The organism is Shinella zoogloeoides (genome assembly GCF_022682305.1).
GTDB lineage: Bacteria > Pseudomonadota > Alphaproteobacteria > Rhizobiales > Rhizobiaceae > Shinella > Shinella zoogloeoides_B.
Genome location: NZ_CP093528.1, coordinates 3,938,905 through 3,953,636, shown reverse-complemented (window position 1 = coordinate 3,953,636; position 14,732 = coordinate 3,938,905). Strand labels below are relative to the sequence as shown.

The window sequence follows — 14,732 nt, the reverse complement described above, 5'->3', positions numbered from 1 at the left end:
GGCCTCGCTCAGCCTTCCGACTCGGTGGCGATCAGCTTCCAGTTCGGATCGCGCGAGCGGATGTCGCGAGCGAAGGTCCACAGGTCATTCACCTCGGCCACCGTCTCCGCATCGCCATCGACCAGCGCGCCGGCCTTGTCATAGGTAGCGGAGATCAACTGGCTGATGATGCGTAGCGTGATGTTGGCTTCGCTGTCCTTGACCTCGGCGCCGACGATATCCGCCTTCTCGATGCCGACGAAGCTGGAGCGCACGACCTCGCCCTTGCTCTCGCGCTCGGAAATCGCGGCGTCGAAACCTTCGTAGACTTCGCGCGACAGGAGGTTCTTCAGCGTCTTGCGGTCGCCATCGGCAAAGGCGACGACGATCATCTCGTAGGCCATGCGGGCGCCGTTGGCGAATTCCTTCGGGTTGAAGGAGGGGTCCGCCTTGGCGACGGCGCGAAGCTGTTCGTTCAGGGGCGTGCCCGGAGCGGCGGCAGCGTCGATGGAGGCGAAGGGGTTCTCATCCTCGTCCGTGCCGTCACGGCGCGGCAGCGTGACGACCTTGCCGCGATCGGCCGAATCAGTCTCTGCGGCGCCCTCGCGCTTGGAATAGGGATCGAAGGGCGGACGCTCGCTGCCGGTGCGCCGGCCAAGCACGCTGCGCAATTGCAGGAAGATGACCACCGCAGCCACGAGGAAGAAAATCGTTACAAAGTCGAATGAGCCCATTATCGATCCGCTGCGGTTTCTGTTTTTTGTTCCTTTTCCATATAGTCCGCAAAGACGGATCATTCAAATGGCGATGACGTGAATGCGACGAAGACGCGCGCAACGTCGGCCTGCAGTATCGACCCGGCCAAATCTATGCGACATTGGAAACCATGCTGAGACGCCTCATTCCGCTTTTCATTCTCCTTCTGCCGCTGGCGGAAATCGCGTGCTTCATCCTTGTCGGACGAAGGATCGGCCTTTTCCCGACGCTGTCCCTCGTCGTGTTTTCCGCCATCGCCGGCATCCTGCTGATGCGGGTGCAAGGTTTCGGCGTTCTCATGCGGCTGCGGCAGGCCAGCCAGGACGGGCGGGCGCCCGGCAAGGAGATGCTCGACGCGGCGATGATCGTCGTTGCGGGCATCCTGCTCCTCATCCCCGGCTTCCTGACCGATATCGTCGGGCTTGCCCTCTTTCTTCCGCCCGTGCGCAGCTTCCTGTGGAACCGGCTGATCCGCAACGTCGTTGTGGTGGATATAGGCGGCGCGCGGTCGGGAGGCACACCGGAAACCGGCGCGCAACGCACCATCGATCTCGACGAAAACGACTTCCATCGTGACGGTCCGCGCTAGGCCCCCAGGGTTGTAAGGCCCCGGCCGAAATGCTAGATGGCCTGACTTTCCAGAGTCCCCGAGGATATTTCCATGACCGACGCAGTCACCGACACCAACGCCGCGAGCCCCTCGCTCACCATCCTGGCGCAGTATGTGAAGGACTTCTCCTTCGAAAACCCGGGTGCACCGCGGTCGCTGCAGGCCCGTGACAAGGCCCCGGCAATCAATATCAGCGTCAACGTCAATGCGAACCCGCTCGCCGAGTCGGACTTCGACGTCCTGCTCTCGCTGAATGCGGAAGCCAAGGATGGCGACAAGGTTCTCTTCAATGCCGAGCTTGCCTATGGCGGCGTCTTCCGCATCACGGGCTTCCCGCAGGAGCATATGCTGCCGGTTCTCTTCATCGAGTGCCCGCGCCTGCTCTTCCCCTTCGCCCGCCAGATCATCGCCGACGCGACCCGCAACGGCGGCTTCCCGCCGCTGATGATTGACCCGATCGATTTCGCCCAGATGTTCGCCCAGCGCATGGCCGAAGAACAAGTCAAGGCGAAGGTCCAGGCCAACTAAACCTCAATCCTTTTCAACGAAGAACGCCCGGTCACGATGTGCCCGGGCGTTTTCTTTTGCATTCATTATACTAAGCCGGATTCAGCCGCCGTATTTCGCCCAGATAGCCTTGGCGCCCATCTTCTCCACCATGGCGGCGTGGGCCGCGCGATCCACTTCGGACAGGCGGGGGGCAAGCGGCGTCGGCCGGGCGCCGAGCGGCTCGATCACCTCATCCTCCGCCTCGACCAGCGTCTTGCGACCGCTTTCGGCGGTACCGAGGCCCAGCGCCGCCTGCCGGCCGCCGATCATCTCGATATAGACTTCGGCCAGAAGCTCGGAGTCGAGAAGCGCACCGTGCTTGGTACGGTGCGAATTGTCGATGCCGTAGCGACGGCAAAGCGCATCAAGCGAGTTGGGTCCCATCGGATGCTTGCGGCGGGCGAGCGCCAGCGTATCCGTCACCTTTTCCGGCGCGACCGACGGCAGGCCAAGCCGACCGAATTCGGCATTGATGAAGCCCATGTCGAAGTTCGCATTGTGCGCCACCCAGCGGGCGCCGTCGAAGAAATCGATGATCTCCTGGGCGACCTCGGCAAATGGCTTCTTGTCCTGCAGGAACTCGTCGGTGATGCCGTGGACGGCAAGCGCGTCCGGATGGACCTTCCGGTCGCCGGGATTGATGAAGATATGGAGCGTGCGTCCGGTCGGGAAGTGGTTCTCCAGTTCCACGCCGCCGATTTCGATGACGCGGTCGAGCTTGTTGTCGAGGCCGGTCGTTTCCGTATCGAAGATGATCTCGCGCATCAGTTCCGCTGCTCCGTCAGTTTCGCGGTTATCTCTTCCACCTGTTTCCGCGCCGCTTCAAGCCCGTTGCCGGTATCGATGAGGAAATCGGCCCGTTGGCGCTTTTCCGTATCCGGCATCTGACGCGACAGAATGAGGGCGAGCTTCTCCTCCGTCATGCCGGGGCGGGACAGGACACGCTCGCGCTGAACCGTGGGATCGCAGGTCACGACAACCACCTTGTCCACCCGCGTTTGCCCGCCGGTTTCATAAAGCAGTGGAATATCAAGCACGACGAGCGGCGATGCCTTCCGCCGTTCGGCATCGATGAAGGCCGCTTCCCGCGCCCGTACGAGCGGATGGATGATCGCCTCCAGCTCACCGAACCGCTCCGGTGAACGGGCAAGCACCGCCGAGAGCACCTTGCGGTCGATGGCGCCATCTGACAGCGCCTCGGGAAAATGTGCCGCGACCGGCGCGACGGCCTCGTTACGATAGAGATCGTGCACCGTCGCATCGGCATCGTGCACCGGCACGCCGAGATCGCGGAACATCGCGGCCGTGGTCGACTTTCCGGTTCCGATCGATCCGGTAAGGCCAAGCACGATCATCGATGCGCCTCCATATCCGCAAGGATCCGCCGGCGAAGCTCCGCATCGACGACCGGCCTTTTGCCGAACCATTTCTCGAAACCGGGTGCGGCCTGGTGCAGCAGCATGCCCAGCCCGTCGACGACGGCAAAGCCCTGATCCTGCGCCTGACGCAAAATCGGCGTGATGAGCGGTACATAGACGATATCCGTCACCAACGCGCCGGAGGCTAACGGCGAGAAGTCGAAATCCGGGGCGGCGTCGCCGTCCATACCGAGCGAGGTGGTATTGACGAAAAGCCCCGCGCCTTTCGAGACCTCGGCAAGCGCCCCCATGGCGTGGGCGTGCACCTTGGGTCCGAAACGGTCGGCCAGTTCCTGCGCGCGGGCGGCGGTGCGGTTGACCACATGGATTTCCCCAATGCCGCGGTCCCGCACCGCCTGAATGATGGCCCGGCTGGCGCCCCCCGCCCCCAGGATGACGGCCCGGTCCGTTCTATCCCAGCCCGGCGCGGCGGCATCCAGATTGGCAAGAAAGCCGTAGCCGTCGGTGTTCGTCGCATGAAGCCGGCCATCCTCCATCCAGAGGGTGTTCGATGCGCCAAGCTCCTCGCTGAGAGCGTCCGGACAGTCGGCCAGCTTGAAGGCTGTTTCCTTGTGCGGGATCGTGACATTACCGCCTACAAAGCCGGATTCTCCGCTTTTAAGCCCGGAAACAAAGCCGGCGAAATTTTCCGGCGTAATCTCCTGCCGCGTGTAGGACCCTTCAAGCCCCAGCGTTTCCAACCAATAGCCATGGATAAGCGGCGAACGGGAATGCTTGACGGGATAGCCCGTGACAAAGGCGTGGGGGACGAATGTTTCACGTGAATCATGCATCGATAGCACCCAGATCGCGAAGTTTAGCCAGCAAGGGAAGCATCGGCAGCCCGAGGATGGTGAAGTAGTCGCCGTCGATCCGCTCGAAGAGCTGCACGCCCTCTCCCTCGAGCTGATAGGCCCCGACGCTCGCCAGAACCCGCATCCCGACTCGCGCGAGGTGACGGTCGATGAAGGCTTCCGACAAAGGGCGCATCGTCATATGGGCGACAGAGATATGGCTCCACAAGGTTTCGCCGTCGCGCAGCAGCGCGACACCGCAATTGAGCGAATGGGTCCGGCCGGACATCGTCGTCAGGTGCCCCTTCGCTTCCGCCATGTCGGCCGGCTTGTGGAACACGCGGCCTTCGAGGGAAAGCGTCTGGTCCGAACCGATGACGAGCGCGCCCGGATTGCGTTCGGCCACATCGCGCGCCTTCTCAATAGCGAGCGCCACCGCAACCTCCTGCGGTGTGGGATTACGTTCGGCAAGCGCCGCCTCTGCGGCGCGCTCATCGATTTCAGCCGCCTGCGCCCGGAACGCCAGACCGGCATTTTCCATCAGCATGCGGCGGAAGGGGCTTTGCGAGGCAAGGATCAGCGACGTCATGGAATTCTCCCGTTACCCTTTCGGGTTAGCGGAGCTTGGGGCGAAGGGCAACGATGGCCGCAGCCGTTTCCTCGATGGACCGGCGGGTGACATCGATGATCGGCCAGTTGTGGCGCGCGCAGATGGCGCGGGCATATTTCAGCTCCTCGGAAATCTGCGCCCGGTCGATATAGTCGTCGCCGCGAAAATCCTGCGTCTGGCCGAGCACCCGGTTCTGCCGCACCTGGGCGATGCGGTCGGTGGTCGCGATCAGGCCGACGACCAGGGGCCTGACGGCCATCGACAGTCGATCCGGCAGCGGTACGCCAAGCACGATCGGCACATTGGCCGTCTTGATGCCGCGGTTTGCCAGATAGATGCTCGTCGGCGTCTTCGAGGTGCGGCTGATCCCAATAAGGATGACATCGGCCTCCTCCAGGTCGGCCGGCAATTGCCCGTCGTCATGATCCATCGTGAAGTTGAGCGCCTCGATGCGCGCAAAATATTCCGCGTTCATCACATGCTGCGCGCCCACCCGGCGGCGCGATGGCGCGCCGAGATAGGACTGGAAGAGATCGATCACCGGCTCCAGCACGGAAACGCAAGGCACCCCCATCTCCCGGCAGCGCTGGTCGATGATTTCGGAAAGCTCCCGGTCGACCACCGTATAGAGCACGATGCCCGGCGCGCCGTCGATGGCATCGAGCACGGGCATGAGCTGCTTGCGATTGCGGATCAGCGGATAGACATGTTCCAGCGCCTGGGAGGACTGGAACTGCGCCGCCGCCGCCCGTCCCGCCGCGATCAGGGTCTCGCCCGTCGAGTCCGAAATGAGGTGCAGATGGAAGTAGTTTTTGGTGCTTTCCACAATATCCTCCGCCCCCTGTTGATGGCCCGGGACAACGGTGAGCTAAAAGCGGGAGGGGCGAGGAGGCAAGAGGATAAGTGCCGCTTTTTCCACAATCGGCAAACAGCGGGAGAGGGATTCGGCCCGCATGTGGATAAGACTCACGCCGATGGCATAGTGTCGCGCCGCTCCACAGCCTATCCACAAGCCATGATGTCCTTGACCGGCTCGAATCTACTTGATTCCAAATGGAGAATCCGGTTCCCCCCGTTCGTGGTTCAAAATAGCCTGGTAGTCCATGCCTTTTCCACACGCACCTGCCGGAGACCTGCAATCTGTGGAGAGGATTTAATCCTTGATAGTCACCGACTCTAAGAAATAGAAACCTCTTTAAAAGAGATTATTTCATGATTGGGAGAACCCCTCGGTGGCTGCGAAAAACCGGAAGATCGTCGATGTCCTGAATGGCAAGACGGTTTTTCCCCCTCCCCTCTGGCTGATGAGACAGGCAGGACGATATCTGCCGGAATACCGTGCGACACGCGCGGCAGCGGGAAGTTTCCTCGATCTCTGTTATTCGCCGGAGCTGGCGACGGAAGTCACCTTGCAACCGATCCGCCGCTACGGCTTCGATGCGGCAATCCTCTTTTCCGATATCCTCGTCATACCCGACGCGCTTCACCGGAATGTCCGCTTCGAGGAGGGTCATGGACCGCGGCTCGACCCGATCGACGTGGACGGCATCCTCGCTCTGAAAGGGGATGGCGTTCGGGATCATCTCAGGCCGGTCATAGAAACGGTTGGCCGCATCCGGCAGTCCCTTCCCGAGGAAACGGCGCTGCTCGGCTTCTGCGGCGCGCCCTGGACGGTTGCGACCTATATGATCGCGGGACATGGAACGCCGGACCAGGCCCCCGCGCGGCTGTTCGCCTATCGGGAGCCGGAGGCCTTCACGCGTCTGCTCGACGTGCTTGCCGATCTTTCCGCTGATTATCTGGTGGCGCAGATCGATGCCGGCGCCGATGCGGTGCAGATCTTCGATTCCTGGGCAGGCGTGCTCGGTGAGAAGGAATTTGCCGATTACGCCGTGCGCCCCGTGCGGAGGATCGTTGATTCGGTGAAGGCACGTCGCCCCGCTGCCAGGATCATCGCCTTCGCCAAGGGCGCGGGCCTGCAACTGAAATCCTATCGTCAGGAGACGCGGGCCGATGCCATCGGTCTCGACTGGTCGGTCCCGCTGCCTTTTGCCGTCGAACTGCAGAAGGATGGGCCGGTGCAGGGCAATCTCGATCCGATGCGGGTTGTCGCCGGTGGCAAGGCGCTTGATGAAGGCGTCGATGCCATCCTCCAGGCGCTTGGCAACGGGCCGCTGATCTTCAATCTTGGCCACGGCATCACACCGCAGGCCGATCCCGAGCATGTCACGCGGCTGGTGGCTCGCGTGCGCGGTGAAAGCCGGTGAGCGAGAAGCAGACGGATGAGACGGCGGGACGCAGGGCGCGCATGCGCGCGGGCATCGTGCTTGCCGTCTTCGCGCTCGCGGCTTTCCTGCTGATCCTCTATCCGCCCGGTGACCTCTACCTCTGGGTGAAGGCGCTGCACATCCTCGCCGTCATCTCCTGGATGGCGGGGCTGCTCTACCTGCCGCGGCTTTTCGTCTATCACACGGACGCGCCGCCGGGTTCGGCTCAGTCGGAAACCTTCAAGGTGATGGAACGGCGGCTCTACCGTACCATCATGCGGCCGGCCATGGGGCTTACCTGGCTGCTTGGCCTCTATCTCGCCTGGTCCGTTTATGGTTTTCAGGGCGGATGGCTGCATGCCAAGCTCCTCCTTGTTATTCTGCTTTCCGGCGTACACGAGTTTTACGGCCGTGCAGTGCGGGCCTTTGCGGAGGACCGCAACGTGCGAACCGGCCGCCAATGGCGCATCTGGAACGAGGCTCCAGCGGCGCTGATGATCCTCATCGTGATCATGGTCGTCGTCAAACCATTCTGACCGGGCGCGACAAAACGGACGAAATTCGCTCTCCCCCTTGCGAGGCGGCGCGGGAACCGCTATTTTCCGCCCATCTCATCTTTCGTGGCATGTGTCTTCGTTCAGTGAGCTGCACCCATCCCCGCGCAGTTCGTCCCTGACCCGCACGCCTTTTTCCATCCCGACGATTACCAGCATGGACCATTCATGGCCGAAATGAAGCTACAAGACCTCAAGAACAAGACTCCGACCGACCTCCTCGCCTTCGCCGAATCGCTCGAGGTCGAGAACGCGAGCACGATGCGCAAACAGGAACTGATGTTTGCCATCCTGAAGATGCTGGCCTCGCAGGATGTCGAGATCATCGGCGAGGGCGTCGTGGAAGTGCTGCAGGACGGTTTCGGCTTCCTGCGCTCGGCCAATGCGAACTACCTGCCCGGCCCGGACGACATCTACATCTCGCCCTCCCAGATCCGCCGCTTCTCGCTGAAGACCGGCGATACGGTCGAAGGCCCGATCCGCGGCCCGAAGGAGGGCGAGCGTTATTTCGCCCTTCTCAAGGTCAACACGATCAATTTCGACGATCCGGAAAAGATCCGTCACAAGGTCCATTTCGACAACCTGACGCCGCTCTATCCGAACGAGCGCTTCAAGCTGGAACTGGATATTCCGACCTCGAAGGATCTTTCGCCGCGCGTCCTCGACCTGGTCGCGCCGCTCGGCAAGGGCCAGCGCGCGCTGATCGTCGCCCCGCCGCGCACGGGTAAGACGGTTCTGCTGCAGAACATCGCCCATTCGATCACGGCGAACCATCCGGAATGCTATCTCATCGTTCTTCTCATCGACGAGCGCCCGGAAGAAGTGACGGACATGCAGCGCTCGGTGAAGGGCGAAGTGGTGTCTTCCACTTTCGACGAACCGGCCACGCGCCACGTACAGGTCGCCGAGATGGTCATCGAGAAGGCAAAGCGTCTCGTCGAGCATGGCCGCGACGTCGTCATCCTGCTCGATTCGATCACGCGCCTCGGCCGTGCCTATAACACGGTCGTTCCGTCCTCCGGCAAGGTCCTCACCGGTGGTGTCGACGCCAACGCCCTGCAGCGCCCGAAGCGCTTCTTCGGCGCGGCGCGTAACATCGAGGAAGGCGGCTCGCTGACGATCATCGCCACGGCCCTCATCGATACCGGCAGCCGCATGGACGAAGTCATCTTCGAAGAGTTCAAGGGTACCGGCAACTCGGAAATCGTGCTGGACCGCAAGGTCGCCGACAAGCGCATCTTCCCCGCTATGGATATCCTCAAGTCCGGTACGCGTAAGGAAGACCTCCTCGTGCCGCGCCAGGACCTGCAGAAGATCTTCGTTCTCCGTCGCATCCTCGCGCCGATGGGCACGACCGATGCGATCGAGTTCCTGATCGACAAGCTGAAGCAGACGAAGAACAACGGCGACTTCTTCGATTCGATGAACACCTGACCGGTTTCGCCGAGCTGCACAGAATGGGTGGTCCCGTCTTTCGGCGGGACCATTTTCTTTTGAGCGAACGGATTCGATTCTAATCCGAAACAAAAACTATCGATTCGATCTCGAAACGGTAACGCAATGGACACGACGGATACTATTTTTGCTCTTTCCAGCGGCGGCTTACCCTCTGGTGTGGCGGTAATACGCCTGAGCGGGCCGGAAAGCCGGGCAGCTGTCGAGCAGCTTTGCGGTTCTGTTCCCCCGGCCCGCCGGGCCTCTCTACTTTCGATTCGAAACCGCGATGGTGAGAGGCTGGATGACGGCCTCGTACTGTTCTTCCCCGCTCCCAATTCCTTTACCGGTGAGGATTGTGCGGAGCTGCAGATCCATGGCGGTCGCGCAACGGTAAAAGCGGTTCTGGCCGCTCTGGGATCGCTGGAAGGTCTTCGCGCGGCAGAGGCTGGGGAATTCTCTCGCCGCGCCTTTACGAATGGGCGAATGGATCTTGTGGAGATCGAAGGTCTCGCGGATCTCATCGCGGCTGAGACGGAGATGCAACGCCGCCTTGCGGCCGAACAGGCATCCGGCGGCCTGTCGCGGCTTTATGAGTCGTGGTCGAAACGATTGACGCACGGTCGCGCTATGATCGAGGCAGAGCTTGATTTCGCCGACGAAGATGACGTTCCAGGATCCGTTGCCGGTTCCATATGGAATGACATGCGCACCTTGGAACAGGAAATCATTAACCATCTTGCAGGTGCGCGAACGGGGGAAATTCTGCGTGACGGCTTGCATGTCGTGATCGCTGGCCCACCGAATGCTGGAAAATCAAGCCTTCTCAATCACCTGGCGCGTCGGGACGTTGCTATTGTGACGGATATTCCGGGGACGACTCGGGATGTCCTTCATGTCGATCTGGATCTTTCCGGCTTTGCCGTCCGTCTTTATGACACAGCGGGTTTGCGCGAAACCGAGGACGTTGTCGAACGGGAAGGCATTCGTCGCACGCAGCTCTCCATGGCACTGGCCCACTTGGTTTTGCTTCTGTCGGATGACCCTGCGGCGGACTGGAAAGAGATGCTGGGTGATTATGCCGGTCCGGTTATTCGAATACGGACGAAAGCCGATCTATTGCCCGCGACTTTGCGTGACGCGGGCATAGATGCTATGATTTCGGTGAAGACGGGGGAAGGTGTACCTGAGCTTCTCGATCTGGTGGCGAGCTATCTCCCAGATATGGAGACGGGCAGCGCTCTGTCCCTGCCGACACGCCAGCGCCATGCGCAGAATCTCGAAGCTGTGCGGACGCATATCGCGTCGGCGCTGGACATGCAGTCCGGGGAACTGGACATACAAGCAGAGCACCTGCGACTGGCGGGACAAGCGCTAGGTCGGGTAACGGGGCGGGTTGATGTCGAGCATCTTCTGGACGTTATCTTCTCCGAGTTTTGCATAGGGAAATGATTCACGTGAAACAGTGCAACGTGTGCGAGTCGCTTTGAACGTTTCACGTGAAACAGGTAGGTAAGTATGGCGGATATCATGGATTATGATGTGGTTGTGGTTGGCGGCGGGCATGCCGGCGTCGAGGCTGCGGCTGCGGCTGCCCGGATCGGTGCGCGAACGGCATTGGTTACGCATAAGGCGGCAACGATAGGCGTGATGTCCTGTAATCCAGCCATTGGCGGTCTCGGCAAGGGTCACCTTGTCCGTGAGGTCGATGCGCTCGATGGGTTGATGGGACGCGTGGCCGACCGTGCCGGTATACAGTTCCGTTTGCTCAATCGGCGAAAGGGGCCGGCGGTTCGTGGCCCTCGCACCCAGGCTGACAGGCGTCTCTATCGTGAAGCCATGCAGGCTGAAATTGCGGCCATTGCGAATCTCGATATTGTCGAAGGAAACGCTTTCGATATCGATTTCCAGAGCAATGTAATTTCCGGGATTGTTCTTAAGGATGGCCGCCGGCTTGCATGCCGAGCGATTGTTATTACGACCGGTACCTTTTTGCGTGGCCTTATTCATATCGGAAACGAAAAGATTCCAGCCGGGCGCGTCGGAGAGGAACCGTCGATGGGCCTGTCAGCGACCTTCGAGCGGCTCGGGCTAAGGCTTGGACGCTTGAAGACGGGCACGCCCGCCCGGCTTGACGGTCGCACGATCGATTGGTCCGCCGTCGGCCGCCAGGCTGCGGATGAAGAGCCAGTTCCTTTCTCGTTCATGACGGACCGGATCACCACGCCGCAGATCGAATGCGGCGTGACGCGGACGACACCGGTGACTCACCGCATCATCGAGGAAAATATCGGCAAGTCCGCGATGTATTCGGGACAGATCGAAGGCGTCGGCCCGCGTTACTGCCCCTCGATCGAAGACAAGATCGTCAAATTTGGCGAGCGGGACGGCCACCAGATTTTCCTGGAGCCGGAAGGCCTGGATGACGACACAGTCTATCCGAACGGCATTTCCACGTCCCTCCCCGCTGACATACAGGACGCATTTATTCGAACCATTCCGGGCCTGGAGCGGGTTTCCATTCTGCAACCGGGCTATGCGATTGAGTACGACCATGTCGATCCTCGCGAGCTTTCCGCGACGCTGGAAGTAAAGCGGCAGCCTGGTCTCTTCCTCGCGGGCCAGATCAACGGCACGACGGGATATGAGGAGGCGGCGGCACAGGGGCTGGTAGCCGGGCTGAACGCGGCGCGCTGCGCCGGGAATGGTGAGGGGCACATCTTCAGCCGTACGGACAGCTATATTGGCGTCATGATTGATGACTTGACCTCACGAGGCGTGACGGAACCCTATCGCATGTTCACCTCGAGGGCTGAGTACCGCCTGTCCCTGCGGGCGGACAATGCGGATGTGCGCCTGACGCCACTCGGTATCGAGCTTGGCCTGGTTGCGACCAGGCGTCGGGATAGGTTCATGGCATGGTCGGATGAAATGCAGGCGGCGCGCGATCAACTCCAGGCTTTGAAGCTGTCTCCAAACGAAGCGGGGACGCATGGCATCCGGATCAATCAGGACGGCGTTCGCCGTAGCGCCTACGATCTTCTCGCTTATCCCGATATTGACTATGCCCGTTTGGCAAGGATTTGGCCGCAAGAGCTTGGTGGGTTCTCCCTTCGTGTCAGTGAAGCTGTCGAGATTGAGGCCGGCTATGCGGTTTATATGAACCGGCAGGAGGCGGACATCTCGGAGGCGCGACGGGAGGAGGAGCGCCGGATTCCCGACGATTTCGATTTCAGCCTGCTACCGGGGCTTTCTATCGAGCTGCGTCAGAAGCTGACTGTCGCTCGTCCATCCAATCTCGCGCAGGCGGCGCGCGTGGACGGCATGACGCCGGCAGCGCTCACGCTTCTCCTTGCCCATCTTAAGCGCCTTCCCACCGGCCAGACACAGCGGACCGCAAACGCATGAGTTCCTTCCCGCGCGCGTTGAGCCACCTCGATGTTTCACGTGAAACCAAAGACCGGCTCGACACCTTCGTCGCCCTCTTCCAGAAATGGGCGAAGACGATCAACCTCGTCGCGCCGTCGACCCTGGCGGAGACCTGGAACAGGCATATCGTCGATAGTGCGCAGATTTTTGCGCTTCATCCCGGCGCCCGCAATTGGGTCGATCTGGGAAGCGGTGGAGGATTTCCGGGCATCGTCACCGGAATTCTGCTGGCCGGCATTGGAGATGGTTGGGTTCATCTGGTCGAAAGCAACAACAAGAAGGCAGCCTTCCTAAGGCGAGCCATACTGGAAACGGGCGCTCGTGCTTCGGTTCATGCGATCCGTATCGAGGAGGCTCCGGCGATCATCGAGCGGTGCGATGCGATCTCGGCGCGGGCCCTGGCGGATCTTGATCTCCTGATGGAGTTCGGTCTTCCCTGGGCCGAACGTAATGCGGACCTTCGGTTTTTCCTGCACAAAGGCCGGGATTACCAGCGGGAGATCGATAAAGCGCTTGGTCGGTGGAGATTCGATCTGGTAAAACATGCCAGTATCGTCGAGCAAGATTCCGTTGTGCTCGAATTGTCGAATCTTTCGCAAAAACCTTAGTGATTGGCGGCGTCCATGATAGGCGAGAAGAACCGGGTCATCACCATTGCCAACCAGAAGGGCGGCGTCGGCAAGACGACGACGGCCATCAATCTGGCGACCGCGCTTGCCGCAATCGGCGAACGGGTGCTCATTGTCGACCTCGATCCGCAGGGCAATGCCAGCACAGGTCTCGGCATCGACCGCCGAAGCCGTGAACTGTCCTCGTACGATCTTCTGATCGGTAGCCACAGCGTTGCCGATACGGCGCTGGAAACCGCCGTGCCGAACCTCTCGATCATTCCGTCCACCATGGACCTGCTCGGTATCGAGATGGAGATCGCCCAGCAGAGCGATCGCGTCTTCCGCCTGAAGCGCGCCCTCGCCGCCGCGGACGCGTTGTCTTACTCTTACGTGCTGGTCGATTGCCCGCCGTCGTTCAATCTTCTGACCATGAACGCGCTCGCCGCCGCCCACTCTGTTCTTGTTCCCCTGCAATGCGAGTTCTTCGCTCTGGAGGGGCTTAGCCAGTTGCTGGAGACGGTCGATCAGGTGCGCCGTACGGTCAATCCACGGCTCGACATCCAGGGTATCGTGCTGACCATGTTCGATTCGCGCAATAATCTTGCGCAGCAGGTGGTCAACGACGTTCGCACCCATCTGGGTGAGAAAGTCTATCATACGCTCATTCCGCGCAATGTGCGCGTCTCGGAGGCCCCCTCCTACGGGAAGCCGGCCATCCTCTACGATCTCAAATGCGCCGGAAGCCAGGCCTATCTTCAGCTTGCTTCCGAAGTGATCCAGCGGGAAAGGCAGCGCAAGGCTGCCTGAATTCAGTATCTGTGAGTAGAGCCGATGAACGATGACAATTCCAAACGGCGCCTCGGCCGCGGCCTGGCTGCGCTGATCGGTGAAATGGACCAGCTCCCGGCTGCCGATGTCGGCAGTCAGTCGACGGTCAATCCGGACCGGCTGGTGCCGATCGAATTTGTCGGCCGTAACCCGCGCAACCCGCGCCGCTATTTCGATGAATCGGAATTGCAGGACCTTGCCTCTTCGATCCGCCAGCACGGCATCGTTCAGCCGGTTGTGGTCCGTACCATCGCGGACAACCGCTTCGAGATTATCGCGGGTGAACGCCGCTGGCGGGCGGCACAGCTCGCCGGGCTAACCGATATTCCCGTGATCATCCGGGATGTCGACGACCGGACCGCGCTGGAAATCGCCATCGTGGAGAATGTGCAGCGCTCCGACCTCAACCCGCTGGAAGAGGCGATGGGGTATGAGCTGTTGATCGCCGACCATGGCTATACGCAGAACGATCTTGGCGAGATCATCGGCAAGAGCCGCAGCCATGTGGCCAACAGTCTTCGCCTGTTGAAGCTGCCGGAACCCGTTCGCGATATGCTGGCCTCCGGCACGCTCTCCGCAGGCCATGCCCGCGCCCTTATCCCGACTTCCGATCCGACCGCTCTGGCGAAGACCATTGTAGCCAAGGGCATGTCCGTTCGCGATGCCGAGCGGATTGCGCAAAACGATATCAAGGCACAGGTCGATCCGACACCGGTACAGGGGCGCAAGGAAGAGAAGGACACCGATACGCTGGCGCTGGAGCGTACGCTGTCGGACGTACTCGGCCTCGAAGTCAGTGTGAATCACAAGGGCAACGGCGGCCATCTCCGCATTGCTTACAAGACATTGGAACAGTTGGAAGAAATCTGCCGGCTTCTTGAGCGGCGATAATT

16 protein-coding genes are annotated in these 14,732 nt (G+C 61.0%); 10 read left to right on the top strand and 6 right to left on the bottom strand.

Features of this window, described 5'->3' with window-relative positions; all coding sequences use genetic code 11:
• Positions 1-8: 8 nt before the first annotated feature.
• Positions 9-713 (bottom strand): Tim44/TimA family putative adaptor protein, encoded by a 705-nt coding sequence (locus tag MOE34_RS19610; protein WP_242219079.1) that lies wholly within the window; start codon positions 711-713, stop codon positions 9-11.
• 152 nt (positions 714-865) lie between these two features.
• Here MOE34_RS19610 and MOE34_RS19605 point away from each other — a divergent pair, with 152 nt between their 5' ends.
• Positions 866-1,324, top strand: coding sequence for an FxsA family protein (locus MOE34_RS19605; protein ID WP_242219078.1), 459 nt, complete (start codon positions 866-868; stop codon positions 1,322-1,324).
• A 72-nt stretch (positions 1,325-1,396) separates the two neighbouring features.
• On the top strand, positions 1,397-1,873 hold the full coding sequence (secB, locus tag MOE34_RS19600; RefSeq protein ID WP_160786164.1) for a protein-export chaperone SecB: 477 nt from the start codon (positions 1,397-1,399) through the stop codon (positions 1,871-1,873).
• 81 nt (positions 1,874-1,954) lie between these two features.
• Here the strand turns inward: secB and dnaQ are convergent, their stop codons facing one another.
• The 5 genes from dnaQ to MOE34_RS19575 are packed head-to-tail and all read right to left on the bottom strand — an operon-like array spanning position 1,955 to position 5,542.
• On the bottom strand, positions 1,955-2,659 hold the full coding sequence (gene dnaQ, locus MOE34_RS19595) for a DNA polymerase III subunit epsilon (protein WP_242219076.1): 705 nt from the start codon (positions 2,657-2,659) through the stop codon (positions 1,955-1,957).
• The gene (coaE, locus tag MOE34_RS19590) at positions 2,659-3,249 is read right to left on the bottom strand and encodes a dephospho-CoA kinase (RefSeq protein WP_242219074.1); all 591 of its coding nucleotides are present in this window, start codon (positions 3,247-3,249) and stop codon (positions 2,659-2,661) included. The genes dnaQ and coaE overlap by 1 nt, the downstream gene beginning before the upstream one ends.
• A complete protein-coding gene (locus MOE34_RS19585; protein WP_242219072.1) occupies positions 3,246-4,106 on the bottom strand; it encodes a shikimate dehydrogenase in 861 nt (286 codons plus the stop codon). The genes coaE and MOE34_RS19585 overlap by 4 nt, the downstream gene beginning before the upstream one ends.
• Complete coding sequence (locus MOE34_RS19580; protein ID WP_242219070.1) at positions 4,099-4,695, bottom strand: Maf-like protein; 597 nt, start codon at positions 4,693-4,695, stop codon at positions 4,099-4,101. The genes MOE34_RS19585 and MOE34_RS19580 overlap by 8 nt, the downstream gene beginning before the upstream one ends.
• A 25-nt stretch (positions 4,696-4,720) precedes the next feature.
• Positions 4,721-5,542 carry a pyruvate, water dikinase regulatory protein gene (locus MOE34_RS19575; protein WP_242219067.1) on the bottom strand — a complete coding sequence of 274 codons (822 nt, stop codon included), beginning with the start codon at positions 5,540-5,542 and terminating at the stop codon, positions 4,721-4,723.
• A 406-nt stretch (positions 5,543-5,948) separates the two neighbouring features.
• Between MOE34_RS19575 and hemE the strand changes: the two genes are divergently transcribed.
• The 8 genes from hemE (at position 5,949) to MOE34_RS19535 (ending at position 14,730) form a co-directional block, all read left to right on the top strand.
• Positions 5,949-6,983, top strand: coding sequence for a uroporphyrinogen decarboxylase (gene hemE, locus MOE34_RS19570; RefSeq protein ID WP_242219065.1), 1,035 nt, complete (start codon positions 5,949-5,951; stop codon positions 6,981-6,983).
• A 41-nt stretch (positions 6,984-7,024) separates the two neighbouring features.
• Positions 7,025-7,519, top strand: coding sequence for a protoporphyrinogen oxidase HemJ (hemJ, locus tag MOE34_RS19565; protein ID WP_242224149.1), 495 nt, complete (start codon positions 7,025-7,027; stop codon positions 7,517-7,519).
• A gap of 186 nt (positions 7,520-7,705) precedes the next feature.
• The gene (rho, locus tag MOE34_RS19560; protein WP_206366670.1) at positions 7,706-8,971 is read left to right on the top strand and encodes a transcription termination factor Rho; all 1,266 of its coding nucleotides are present in this window, start codon (positions 7,706-7,708) and stop codon (positions 8,969-8,971) included.
• A gap of 126 nt (positions 8,972-9,097) precedes the next feature.
• Complete coding sequence (mnmE, locus tag MOE34_RS19555) at positions 9,098-10,423, top strand: tRNA uridine-5-carboxymethylaminomethyl(34) synthesis GTPase MnmE (RefSeq protein ID WP_242219062.1); 1,326 nt, start codon at positions 9,098-9,100, stop codon at positions 10,421-10,423.
• Positions 10,424-10,489: 66 nt separating this feature from the next.
• Positions 10,490-12,379, top strand: coding sequence for a tRNA uridine-5-carboxymethylaminomethyl(34) synthesis enzyme MnmG (mnmG, locus tag MOE34_RS19550; protein ID WP_242219060.1), 1,890 nt, complete (start codon positions 10,490-10,492; stop codon positions 12,377-12,379).
• The gene (rsmG, locus tag MOE34_RS19545) at positions 12,376-13,008 is read left to right on the top strand and encodes a 16S rRNA (guanine(527)-N(7))-methyltransferase RsmG (protein WP_242219058.1); all 633 of its coding nucleotides are present in this window, start codon (positions 12,376-12,378) and stop codon (positions 13,006-13,008) included. Before mnmG ends, rsmG begins: the two co-directional genes overlap by 4 nt.
• 15 nt (positions 13,009-13,023) lie before the next feature.
• Positions 13,024-13,818, top strand: a complete 795-nt coding sequence (locus MOE34_RS19540) for a ParA family protein (RefSeq protein WP_242219056.1) — start codon at positions 13,024-13,026, stop codon at positions 13,816-13,818.
• A gap of 24 nt (positions 13,819-13,842) precedes the next feature.
• On the top strand, positions 13,843-14,730 hold the full coding sequence (locus tag MOE34_RS19535; RefSeq protein ID WP_242219054.1) for a ParB/RepB/Spo0J family partition protein: 888 nt from the start codon (positions 13,843-13,845) through the stop codon (positions 14,728-14,730).
• Positions 14,731-14,732 lie beyond the last annotated feature (2 nt).

What these genes read in the sequence shown, in the direction of transcription:
- MOE34_RS19610 (WP_242219079.1), bottom strand. Translation starts at nt 713, where the DNA reads ATGGGCTCATTCGACTTTGTAACGATTTTCTTCCTCGTGGCTGCGGTG.
- MOE34_RS19605 (WP_242219078.1), top strand. Translation starts at nt 866, where the DNA reads ATGCTGAGACGCCTCATTCCGCTTTTCATTCTCCTTCTGCCGCTGGCG.
- secB (WP_160786164.1), top strand. Translation starts at nt 1,397, where the DNA reads ATGACCGACGCAGTCACCGACACCAACGCCGCGAGCCCCTCGCTCACC.
- dnaQ (WP_242219076.1), bottom strand. Translation starts at nt 2,659, where the DNA reads ATGCGCGAGATCATCTTCGATACGGAAACGACCGGCCTCGACAACAAG.
- coaE (WP_242219074.1), bottom strand. Translation starts at nt 3,249, where the DNA reads ATGATCGTGCTTGGCCTTACCGGATCGATCGGAACCGGAAAGTCGACC.
- MOE34_RS19585 (WP_242219072.1), bottom strand. Translation starts at nt 4,106, where the DNA reads ATGCATGATTCACGTGAAACATTCGTCCCCCACGCCTTTGTCACGGGC.
- MOE34_RS19580 (WP_242219070.1), bottom strand. Translation starts at nt 4,695, where the DNA reads ATGACGTCGCTGATCCTTGCCTCGCAAAGCCCCTTCCGCCGCATGCTG.
- hemJ (WP_242224149.1), top strand. Translation starts at nt 7,025, where the DNA reads ATGCGCGCGGGCATCGTGCTTGCCGTCTTCGCGCTCGCGGCTTTCCTG.
- rho (WP_206366670.1), top strand. Translation starts at nt 7,706, where the DNA reads ATGGCCGAAATGAAGCTACAAGACCTCAAGAACAAGACTCCGACCGAC.
- mnmE (WP_242219062.1), top strand. Translation starts at nt 9,098, where the DNA reads ATGGACACGACGGATACTATTTTTGCTCTTTCCAGCGGCGGCTTACCC.
- mnmG (WP_242219060.1), top strand. Translation starts at nt 10,490, where the DNA reads ATGGCGGATATCATGGATTATGATGTGGTTGTGGTTGGCGGCGGGCAT.
- rsmG (WP_242219058.1), top strand. Translation starts at nt 12,376, where the DNA reads ATGAGTTCCTTCCCGCGCGCGTTGAGCCACCTCGATGTTTCACGTGAA.
- MOE34_RS19540 (WP_242219056.1), top strand. Translation starts at nt 13,024, where the DNA reads ATGATAGGCGAGAAGAACCGGGTCATCACCATTGCCAACCAGAAGGGC.
- MOE34_RS19535 (WP_242219054.1), top strand. Translation starts at nt 13,843, where the DNA reads ATGAACGATGACAATTCCAAACGGCGCCTCGGCCGCGGCCTGGCTGCG.